The following is a 10557-nucleotide window of genomic DNA, read 5'->3' as shown; positions in this document are numbered from 1 at the left end:
GTCGCCCGGGCGCTGCGCGCGCACCAGCCGGAGTTCCTGCTCTACTTCTCCGCTCCCCCCGGCTCCGAGTACCAGGTCACCATGTGGCTGCCGTACCTGGAGCGGCTCGCCGGCCGTTTGTGGTCCTACTGCGGGAGCCGGAGTTCCTGCCGACCGTCGCCGCCGCGACGAGCGCCCCCGTCGTCTACTGCCCGACGCTCAAGGCGATGGACGAGGCGCTGGTGCCGAGCCTGCGGGTGGCGTTCTACGTCAACCACGGCGCGAAGAACAGCCACTGCATCCGGTTCTCCCAGCTCACCCACGTGCAGCTGCACCACGGCGACAGCGACAAGGCGCCGAGCGCCAACCCGGTGTCGGCGATCTTCGACCGGATCTTCGTGGCCGGTCCGGCCGCCGTCGAGCGGTACGCCCGCGCCGGGGTGGAGATCCCGGCGGAGAAGTTCGTCGTGGTCGGCCGCCCGCAGGTCGAGGCGATCGAGGTACGCACCGAGCCGGTCACGGGCCTGGCGCACCCGACCGTGCTCTACACCCCGACCTGGACGGGGCACCACGCCGACGCCAACTACTGCTCGCTGCCGGTGGCCGAGACGCTGCTGCGCCGGCTGCTGGACCGGGGGGCGACGGTGATCCTGCGGGCCCACCCGTACACCTCGCAGAACCCGGCCTCGGCCCGGCAGCTGGCCCGGCTGACCGAGCTGCTGGCGGCCGACCGGGCCCGCACCGGCCGGCAGCACCTCTGGGGCGCCGCGGCGAGCCGGGAGCTGTCCCTGGTCGACTGCGTCAACCGGGCGGACGCGCTGGTCTCCGACGTCTCCGGGGTGATCTCCGACTTCCTCTACTCCGGCAAGCCGTACGCGGTGACCGACATGGGGGTGGACGGCGACGACTTCGTGGCGCGGTTCCCCCTCGCCGGCTCGGGTTACGTGCTGCGGCGGGACATGTCCAACGTGGACGACGTGCTGACCGGGCTGCTGGACACCGATCCGCTGGCCCCGGCCCGGTGGGAGACCCGCCGCCGCTACCTCGGCGACTTCCCCGCCGACTCGTACGCCGACGGCTTCCTCGACGCCGCCCGGCGCGAGCTGGAGCCGGGCTGGAACCCGCCGGCGCCGCGGGCCGCCGACGCGGTGGCGCAGGAGGGGTCACCCCTCTCCCCCACCGCCTGAACGTAGCCGGGGTTACGCCGCTTCCTCTTCTCCCTCAGCCGTTGGCCCAGGCTGCAACGTGGCGAGGAACAAGACAGCCTGTAGTAAGAAGGCTGCAGCGGGTGCGCCGAGATTGTTGATGAAGCCATGCATCAAGTCATTACGGATGTTCCATCCGCCAGCCGGGTTTGCGCAAAGCGTCAGGATGAACCGATACCACGACTCGTCGAGGCCTTTTTGCTTCAGCACCTGGAGCAGTGCGCCCAGCCCTGGGTATTGACCGGGCTTCGACTGTCGTTGTAGGCGGTAGATGCCAGCGTCCAGAGCAATGACGAGATGGCGGGTAACAGCCTCAAGACGTGCAGCGGCTACGTATGCTGCCCCTTCGTAGTCGCCCAACCAGTACCGAACGAAGGTGCGAGCCAATGCCCTTCCGAAATCTGGCTCCACCATAGGAATCTCAGCGAAGAACGAAGCGAGGTCTTCTTCGCTCGGAATCCCGTGCTTTTCGGCGATGCCGTGAAGGGCGCGAGCAATCAGCGGGGACCAGGCCTGAAGAGCGAAGGTCTCGTGGCGCGCCAGTGCTATTTCTTCGCTCTGCTCCTCGGAACCACCGAAGAACCGCGGGAGGTTGTCGGCCCCAAAAATCTCAGTGGGCATTAGATGGGCGAGGACGAAGTTCTTCCGCTCCTCAGCCACAGCCTTGCGCGTCTCCTCGATCCGGCCGGTCAGAGGCCCGAAGCGGGAAAACGCCACTAGGCCATCCCGCCAGGAGGGAGCGTCCGCTATGGGCGCCATGATTTCGCGCATCTCAGCCTCGCTCATCGCAGTCGATGCGGTGATCGAAATCATGCCCAATGATTCTGATCGGAGGCCCTGCAATGCCGCAGCGGCCCTCCCCACCAAATCGGGATCACCCGCCCTCTCGGCAATTTGAAGCGCCTTTTTCAAGTGCCCAGCCCGAACGAGGGAATCAACACCCTGGGCTGCGCCGATCCACAAATCAACCCTCTGTCGAACAAGCGAGGCGCGACCCCTAGCGTCCGCCCTAGAGATTTGGATTTTGAGGATTTGGTCTCGCTGCCAAACATCGTCAAATGCTTCAAAGGCGCGGGTTAGAAGTTCGTCTGCGCGACCTTCGTGCGTTGGTTCTTCGGACAGCACTCGTAGGCCGTGGATCGTCACACCAAATGTCGGCGGATCAGCCTCAATTCCTTCGCGAGCCTGATTCTCTATTGCCAGTAGCGCGGTTCTAGTCAGTTCTCTATTGCCAACAGCTTTCGCCAGCCGTGCCGCGTTGGACAAGCTCTCGATCCTGTCCCGTGCGACCTCCCACTCCTCGGCGGCACGCATATAGGCTAGTGCGGCGGCCTCAGCTCTCTTCCGGCCATCGCCTCGCCTCGCCTCAAAAAGGAGGTGCTCAAGGCGCGCCTTCGCGTACGGGCTTGATACATGTGCTGCCAGGGCTTCCCACATATCTACGACATCTGACGGCACTGATTTCACGTGAGGGGGATACGTTTCCCCATCCGGACCCTCAAAGTATGGGACGAATACAATCCTGGGACGGCCGGAGCTTTCGTCGATGCGAACTTTGTAGCTGAAGGCCCAGGATGCAGCCAGTTCGAGATTGATATCAGTTGGCGACGGCCCGTCGTCAAGATATGGCCCTGGACTAGGCAACTTACTCCGTAGCTGCCACTCTACGTCGTGCACTCGACGACCGGTGACAGAGTCGATTGTCGAGGAAACTGACGCTAGTTCTTCCGTCATCCTTAGCTCCGAGATTGCTTGCTACGGTGAATCGTTCGCAAAAGCCGAAATCGACAAGAAGGCGGTTGCGGCGGTGCATGCGGTGTGCAGGCGAGGGCTGGATCTCGACAACTAGCTGGATTCACGGACCTCGGTTTCCTCTGGCTCGTCGGCTGACCCTATGAGCGAGGTGCCGAACGACGACGAGACAGCTAGCACCAAGAGCCCGGGACACCGTCTACGACGTGGCCAGCGATTTGACCAGGCCTTTCCCTATCCTTCCGTCCAGTCCTGAGCGATCTTCGTTGCCGTGGAGCGACTTCGGACAGCCTCTGCTAAGCCTTGAGCCGGTAAAGGCGCTCGCCTACCTGCCAGCGTCGTCCAAGATAATCGAAGTGGCGAGCTACTGCCTCAGAAGCAACCCTCAATCTGTACCGACCGTCGATCATTTCCGCGACAGACACCTGGGGAGAGGTCAGAAAGTCGAGGACTTCCATGACAGTTTCCCGCGGAATCTCGCGGTTGAGGACGTCGCGCAAAGAGCGCCGCATGGAGGTAATATCCAACCACCCGACCCCTGAAGGCGAAAATTCGTCGTCGGAAAGTGGAGACTCAGCCTCACGGGAGAGGACCTCAACCAATCCTCGCATGGCGAGGGCCCATTCCTCCTTTGTCTTCCATCTCTCCTTGAGTTGATCCCTCCGGTCGGCCTCGCGAAGTGAGGGGTCGATCAAGGGTTCGAGCTGCTCGGCCGTCAGGGGTGTGTCGGCCTGCCGCATAACGGCTTCAGCAATTAGTGTGGTGGAAACGACCGCGACGCGCGCATCACCGTCAAGCACGTCGAGAAGCCGCCGTTCAAATCCCGGACCAATGTAGACGGTAGCTGCGGCGTCATGCTGCTCGCGGTGGTCTGCCAACGTCGCAGGCTTGGCTTGCTCCTCCGGAACCAGCCCATTGGCTGCGCTCTTGGTCTCGATTGTATAGACGGATCCCAGGCGTCCTGGTCGGGTTCGAACAATACCGTCAGGCTCGCCATTTCCGCCGATGTGAGTTGCGGGAAGCCCAAGGAAATCGAGAGCCTTGACTGCTGCAATTTCTAGGTCGACTGACTTATCACTTCGCTTGGCGGCCTGAAGAAGATCTTCGGCAATCTTTCCTACCATCCCTTCGGTGGTCGACGAACTCACATTGTCAGCGATTCGCGGTGAAATGTCGGCGGGCAACGTACTGGCATCTTCGTCGGCTGTATTTACTTTCGGGGAATCGGAAGTAACTTCTTGGACTGATACCGAAACGGGATCGACTGGATCAATCCCAGGCATCGATCGGCGAAACGCTCTGCCCAAGGCTGTCGCTTTGAAGTTCTTATTCCCTACATTGACAATCAAGCCCGTGGCCTCTAGCAACGCCATTCTACTGGTCATTGCGCCGCGCTTGATTGGCTCGTATCTTCCGTTGAAGGAATACCTGCCAGACCGCAATATCAGACCTGCGAATGTCAACCTTCCGGCGACTTCAAGCTCATGTATGATTTCGCTGAAGTACCAGACATTCGAATGCATGATACGGGCAAGGTCAATGTCGTAGCCCGTCGTTACCCACGCCGCGCCCGCCGGTGTTGCGACCCATTCGTCGGCAGATGCCCGCTGGATTAGTCCCATGATCTTCAGGGAACCTACCACGGAACTAGCACCAGGGTCTCCGAAGCCGAAGACTTCAATCGCCTTGTTCATTAGGGCGCGATTGTCTGTCGGGTTCGCGCAAGTTTCTACGATCGCCCTAATATTCTCGATGCCGGCAGGACCGCTCAGTCTAGGCACATGCAGGCCACCCGCCCTGTGTCGGGCATCCGGGGTCTTGCTCAACCGCTTCATGAGTGCGTCAATAGCCGCTGGCGCCGGCCGGAAGTCGGTAGGTGACGATATGCTCGCGTCCGGCTCGTAGACCTGCAGTTTTGAAAGGAGCTCTCGCCCGCCCTCGGAGAGATGTACTGAGTGGCTATAGGTACTCACTACTCCGGCTGCCACCATCCACTTTATCCTTGAGTGAACTGGCCCAGGCGTCGTCCAGCCAAAACCGTATTTATCAGAGGCTAGAACGAGCAAGTTCCTCTGTGAGACGGGGCCAGCCCTGAGCTCGTTGAGGATTTCACCAATGAATCTGGTGTGTTCGTGGAATATCTCGATGAGATGACTTGGATCCTGCTCGATGAGCCAATCTTTGCCCAGGTCCGAGAGTTGCACCATTGAGCCTTCACGGCGGAACAAGCCCGACCTCGAGATGGGCATAATTGCGGTGCCAATAGAGACCGGACTTTCCGAGTCCGGCCACGCGAATGCCTCGTCTTTGTGTACACCGTCGTTCACAATTTTGAGAAGCCGTGCCAAATTTTCCAGCAAATAAGATCGATCGCCCGGAATGGCCCCAAGGACAGGATAGCGAGCGTGCCAGGACTGGGCAGTTGTCGAGCGGTTCTGCGGCGCACGGCGGGGGGACCTAGGCATGAACGACAGGCTACCAGGACGCACTACAGAGACTTACTGACGCGCGGCTCGTGCTTCAAAATCACTTCTCTCGTGATCACCAAGTATGTTCTCAGCTGCGCAAATGGGTGCGCAAAGGTTTAAGCGGGACAACTCCCGACCTCATACTCACCGACGTTGCCGAAACGTTCTCATCAGGATCAAGGCGCCGCGCAAGCGCGGCGCTCGCCCGGCGCACTCGGCCTGCTGGCGGCCTCCGGCCGGCATCAGCCGGCGCACCGGGCGGCAGGTCCGTATGTACGGGGACACTGAGGCCGTGACGATCGCGGGCGGGGTGACCGACGTCGAGGCTGGGGCGATCGCTGCCGCGCCGCTCCGCGGCTTGCCGACGTGTAGCAGCCCACCAGTCGGCAGCAGCCCAGGCAGCCGAGAGCCTGCATCGGTCAGCTGTGGACAACGGACAACACGACCTCTAGGCCGAACTAAAACCGGAGTGACGCGCTGCCACGGGCGTGTCAACCTAGCGCCTGTGGATGAAGACCTGAGCCCGCGCCCGAGTGGTAAGAACTCAGCCCTCGTGCATGCCTGGTTGTGGGCAATGGCTGTAAGCGCTCAGGCAGCCCGCCTGGTCACGGCAGCTGGCGGCCCGGGGCACCCCCCCGAGGCGTTCATGCTGATCGTCGCACTCCGAAACGTTCGTCGTGCTGCCCGTATGGCTCACTCTCATATGCGTGTCCCACAGGCGAAGGAGCAGCTTGCGGAAGCGCTGGTTGACTTCGATTTGGCCCTACCAGGGATCACCGACGCGCGGAACGTGGTCGAGCACTTCGACGAGTACAGCATTGGAATCGGGCAGCTACAACGTGCCCAGCTCCGGGATGAACCGTCACTAACCCCCGGTGAGCTGGCAGACACCTTCGCTGTGCGCTTCGGCTGGACCGATTCTGACGAGCGGCGCCCGCAGCTGCGGGTAGGACAGCACGTGATCGAGATAGGTCGAGCCGGAGATGCCGCGAGCCTCCTTGTAGACGAGATCTGGGCGGCCTTGAAAACCGAAGAGGGGACGCCAACGTCGCGAAGCGCGGCTTGGGCCATCCATCAGGCTCAAAAAAACGAAAGGCTTCGCCGGAGGCCCCAGCTCCCGCGTCGCGGCGATGGTGCAGAGTACGTGCAATGATCTTGACTCGTCCGGCCCGTGATTGACCTGGACGTCCAGGTCAAGGGCGCACTCGCCAGCCTGCCTCAGTCGCCTTCCTAAACCGTGGTCGCAGCGGCAAGACGCTCCTATGCCGCGTCAAGTGGTTGGGGTGGGGTTTCGAGGCGTCGGTAGAGCTCTCGGGCGATGTAGCGCTTGAGGCAGCGTTTGATTTCGCGGTCGGTTTTGCCTTGCGTGCGGCGGCGGTCGGCGTAGGCGCGGGTGCGGGGGTCGCGTTGCAGGCGGCAGAGGGCGACGGTGTGCAGGGCGCGGTTGAGTTGCCGGTCGCCGCAGCGGTTGAGCCGGTAGCGGACGGTCTTGCCGGACGAGGCGGGGATGGGTGCGGTGCCGGCGAACATGGCGAACGCGGCGTCGTCGCGGCAGCGGCCGGGGTGGGACCAGGCGGTAAGCACGATGGCGGCGACGATCGGGCCGACCCCGGTCAGCGCGAGCAGGTCGGGGCGCCAGGAGCGCACGATCGCGCGGATCGCTGTCTCGTGCTCGGCGGCTTCGGCTTCCAGGAAGCGGACGCGGCGGCCCAACTGCCGCAACACGGTCAAGCTGGTGAACACCTCGACATCGGCGTTGGGGCGCAGCCGCGTGGCGGTGGTGAGCATGACTCGAGTGCTCTGGCCGCGGAACCGGGCCCGCACCACCTCGGGGGCGGTGATCACCAACGCGTGCAGCTGCCGCTGGGCGTCGGAGCTGGCTTCCACGGCTGCGCGGCGGGCGGTCAGCCGTGCCTGCAACGCCGCCCGTTGCGCGCCGGTCTTGGGCTGCGCCAGTCGGGTGCGGGCCAAGGCATCGCGGGCAGCTCGTTCGGCGTCGATCGGGTCGGACTTCGCCCCGGCGCGGCGGGCCGGACGCAGCGGTCGGTCCAGCTCGACGACCAGTTCACCGGCATCGGCCAAGTGGCGGGCCAGGCCGGCGCCGTAGCCACCGGAGCCTTCCAGCGCCCAGGCCCGCAGCCCCGAGTGTTGCTCGGCCAAAGCCACCAGCTCGGCATAGCCGTCCGGGTCGGTGCTCACCGTGGCTCGGGCCAGCACCCCGCCAGTGCGGGTGTCGAGGACCGCGGCGGTGTGGGTGTCTTTGTGGGTGTCGACGCCGACGACGACCTCGACCAGTTCTGCCAGCATGGACATGCGTTCTGTCCTCACCGTGGGGACGCAAGGGTCCGGTCCGGTGCGGAGATGGCAGGACTGTGATGAGACACGCCAGCCGCTAACTGGCGGCCAAGCTCCTGATCAGGCCAAACGTCTCCCGCCGGGCCGGTGCCGGCAGCAGCAGGCGGACAAGTCCGGCCGAAGGCACGAAGCCAGTCAGAGCAAGAGTCACGCCCGCCACTGCCAGCTATCAGCTCACCACCACTGAACCGACCCCGCCATGCTCACAGTCAGCCGAGACCGAGCCGGTGCAACGCGAGGGCCACGAACCCGCGCACCGACCGGTCCCAGCCGGGTACTTCGGCATCGACGTCGGAGCTGCGGGCGTCGATGAGGACGTCGAGGGCCAGGTGGGGTAGCTGGTCGCCGAGCCGGTACGCCAGTCCCACCGCCGCCGTGACCCGGACGACCGCTGTATTCGCGGACAGCAGCTCGCGGAGGCGGGCGTCGATCCGCTCCCAGCCGACCGGACAGTGGGCGAGGGTCAGGTTGGCGCTCGCCCGGGTGGCGGCGCGGGCCTCGTCACCAGGGACCGCGATGAGCCCGGCCAACGCGGCCTCGTCAGGTGCGAACCAGACGAGTAGTTCCGCGGCGTACGCGGCCAACTGCGGGTCCGGATCGGTGAGCCAGCGGACGTACCGGTCGGTGTGCCGGGCTCCAGCATGGAAGGCGTCGGCCTCCCAGCGGACCGCCACGTTGTCAGCCAGCTCCGCGACCTCTTCGTGCTCGAACAGGTCTTCGGCCTCCAGATGCCGCTGCACCAGGGCCGCCTGGTCGTCGGTGATCCCCTCGGCAGCGGCGAAGGTCCGCCGCGGGTCGAACGGCAGGTCGTCGTCGCGCCGGTCACCGAGCACCACCGAACGGAGCAGGTCGGCCACCGTTGCCCGGTCCGGGGTGTCCGGGTCGTCAACGAGCGCCACCAGGAACGGCACCACGTGACAGCTTGCCCCCCACCGCGTGCCCTGGTGGTAGACGTTGCCGAACAGCTCGGACAAGGCACGGCGCCGGACCGGCACCTCCGCCGAGCGCAACGCCCGCAACTGGTCCGGTACGTCGACGGCCGGCCCATACGCGTGGTGCAGCGACCCCCACGGGACCTCGTCGAGCCCGGCAAGCGGGTCGGTCAGTTGATCCATCCAGCGGTTCTACCAGCAGCGGGCAGGGAGCCGACAACAGCGGCTGACATCACTCGTTGACATCAACGATGGCGGCCGAAGCCGGATGAGTGCGAACGGGCGTCGTATCCGACCCGAGCCTAGTGGACGCCAGCGGACGCTACGACTCTTGACGAGCGCGCCTTGTAGGCGAGGCGTCAGGCAGCAGCAGTCTGCGATGGTTGCGACGCCGGACGGCACCATAATGGCCGCATGGCAAAGCCGATGATCGACGGGCAGTGGCAGCAGTTCGTCTCGTACGGCACCCCCACCGGCAAGCTCGCGACGACACGGGCCGACGGCTCGCCGCACGTCGTCCCAGTGTGGTTCGTACTCGACGGCGACGACGTGCTGTTCAACACCGGCAAGACCTCCGTGAAGGGCCGCAACCTCGCCCGCGACGGCAGGGCCGTGCTGTGCGTCGACGACGAGAAACCGCCGTACGCGTTCGTGACGCTGCGTGGGCGCCCAACGATCACGGAGGACCTGCCCGAGATGCGGCGGTGGGCGACCCGGATCGCCGAGCGCTACATGGGGCCGGACCTGGCCGAGGCATACGGGGCGCGCAACGCCGTGCCGGGCGAGCTGCTGGTGCGCCTGACCGTGGAGAAGGTCATCGGGCACACCGCCATCTCCGACTGAGCGACCGCCCGCGCGGAAACAGCGAGGAAGCATCGAACGTGCCGCCTGCGACCGACATGTCACGACAACCGGCGGCGTGGCAGCCGAGCTGAGCGGCACGGGATGACAACCGACCGCAGCAGACGCTGCACCGCACCGGTGTTCACACCGAAGAGCTCACAGGCGCAGGGCGAGGCGCTTTGCATTTACAAGCGGGGTATCGAACCGATTGCAGCGGCGAGTGCTCGGCGAGCTCAACGCCAAGTGCTGGCGGTTCACTCCAACGGCGGAGGAGTGAGCCAGGCGAGGGGTTGGCCGCTGAGGGCGGCGTCGGCGAGGCGGTGCGCACTCGCGGTCTGGAGCGCCGCCCGTGAGCTGTCAATCCAGCGCTGCACGTTGTCGATGCCCTGATGGCGGTACTCGACGGCCTGGACGAGGCATTCCAGCTTGTCAGCGTCGCGAGCGACGACGGCTTCGGGCGTCTCCCCCGCTTCGTACTCGGCGACGGCGGCAGTGATGACGTCGGCGACGGCCGGTGGGCAGGTGGCAACCTGGTCGGCGGTCACGGCGGTGTTGGGCTTGGCGGTGAGGTAGCGCTTGGCGATGTGCGGGATGTCGGTGATCCGGGTTTCCTGGGTGTCGTGCAGGACGCACAGCATCGACACCCGAGCCGGGTCGGCGCCCTCCATGGCGGCGAGCATCATTCCGATGAGCGCGGTCCGAAACGAATGCTCAGCGATGGACTCAGGGTGCTTGACGCCGGCGAACCACCAGCCGGTGCGGGCGGCGCGTTTGAGTACGCCGGCTTCGAAGATGAAGGTCATTGCTCCGGCGCAGTCCTGGTCGTCGCTCATCTGCCCGTCCCTGTGCCGGTGAGTCCGTCCGCCCGCAGGCTGTAGACGATAGAGGTTAGTTCCTGCCGGGACTGTGGGGAGATCCGGTCGCTGTCGAGGAGCCGGACAGTGCGGGCGAGGAGTGCCCGACTCGCGGCTGGGTTGTCGAGAGCGAGGCCGCGCCGTGCGGCCAGCAAGGCCCAGATGTTGT

At 64.8% G+C, this 10557-nt stretch carries 7 protein-coding genes and 2 pseudogenes; 3 read left to right on the top strand and 6 right to left on the bottom strand.

What is annotated here, in order from left to right; translation table 11 throughout:
- Window positions 1-1166 (top strand): annotated as a pseudogene (locus JNW89_RS17010) (CDP-glycerol glycerophosphotransferase family protein); the annotation flags it as partial.
- A gap of 12 nt (window positions 1167-1178) precedes the next feature.
- Here the strand turns inward: JNW89_RS17010 and JNW89_RS17005 are convergent.
- Both JNW89_RS17005 and JNW89_RS17000 read right to left on the bottom strand, forming a co-directional pair.
- Entirely contained in the window at window positions 1179-2498 is a 1320-nt protein-coding gene (locus JNW89_RS17005) for a DUF4209 domain-containing protein (protein WP_238447922.1), read from the bottom strand.
- A 734-nt stretch (window positions 2499-3232) separates the two neighbouring features.
- Window positions 3233-5284, bottom strand: a complete 2052-nt coding sequence (locus JNW89_RS17000) for a hypothetical protein (RefSeq protein WP_238447923.1) — start codon at window positions 5282-5284, stop codon at window positions 3233-3235.
- Between the two features lie 766 nt (window positions 5285-6050).
- Between JNW89_RS17000 and JNW89_RS16995 the strand changes: the two genes are divergently transcribed.
- Window positions 6051-6557 (top strand): hypothetical protein, encoded by a 507-nt coding sequence (locus JNW89_RS16995; protein WP_238447924.1) that lies wholly within the window; start codon window positions 6051-6053, stop codon window positions 6555-6557.
- 107 nt (window positions 6558-6664) lie between these two features.
- Here the strand turns inward: JNW89_RS16995 and JNW89_RS16990 are convergent, their stop codons facing one another.
- Both JNW89_RS16990 and JNW89_RS16985 read right to left on the bottom strand, forming a co-directional pair.
- Window positions 6665-7717, bottom strand: coding sequence for an IS110 family transposase (locus tag JNW89_RS16990; protein ID WP_238449669.1), 1053 nt, complete (start codon window positions 7715-7717; stop codon window positions 6665-6667).
- Between the two features lie 251 nt (window positions 7718-7968).
- Window positions 7969-8874: a hypothetical protein gene (locus tag JNW89_RS16985; RefSeq protein ID WP_238449668.1), complete on the bottom strand. Its 906-nt coding sequence runs from the start codon at window positions 8872-8874 to the stop codon at window positions 7969-7971.
- Between the two features lie 231 nt (window positions 8875-9105).
- Here JNW89_RS16985 and JNW89_RS16980 point away from each other — a divergent pair, with 231 nt between their 5' ends.
- Window positions 9106-9534, top strand: a complete 429-nt coding sequence (locus JNW89_RS16980; protein ID WP_238449667.1) for a PPOX class F420-dependent oxidoreductase — start codon at window positions 9106-9108, stop codon at window positions 9532-9534.
- Between the two features lie 254 nt (window positions 9535-9788).
- Here JNW89_RS16980 and JNW89_RS16975 read toward each other — a convergent pair whose 3' ends face one another.
- Both JNW89_RS16975 and JNW89_RS16970 read right to left on the bottom strand, forming a co-directional pair.
- Window positions 9789-10367 carry an HD family hydrolase gene (locus JNW89_RS16975; RefSeq protein ID WP_238449666.1) on the bottom strand — a complete coding sequence of 193 codons (579 nt, stop codon included), beginning with the start codon at window positions 10365-10367 and terminating at the stop codon, window positions 9789-9791.
- Window positions 10364-10557 (bottom strand): annotated as a pseudogene (locus tag JNW89_RS16970) (transcriptional regulator); the annotation flags it as partial. The gene JNW89_RS16975 and the pseudogene JNW89_RS16970, both read right to left, overlap by 4 nt.

It is taken from the genome of Micromonospora sp. 4G55 (assembly GCF_016803375.1).
This window is presented reverse-complemented; position numbering and strand designations above follow the sequence as displayed.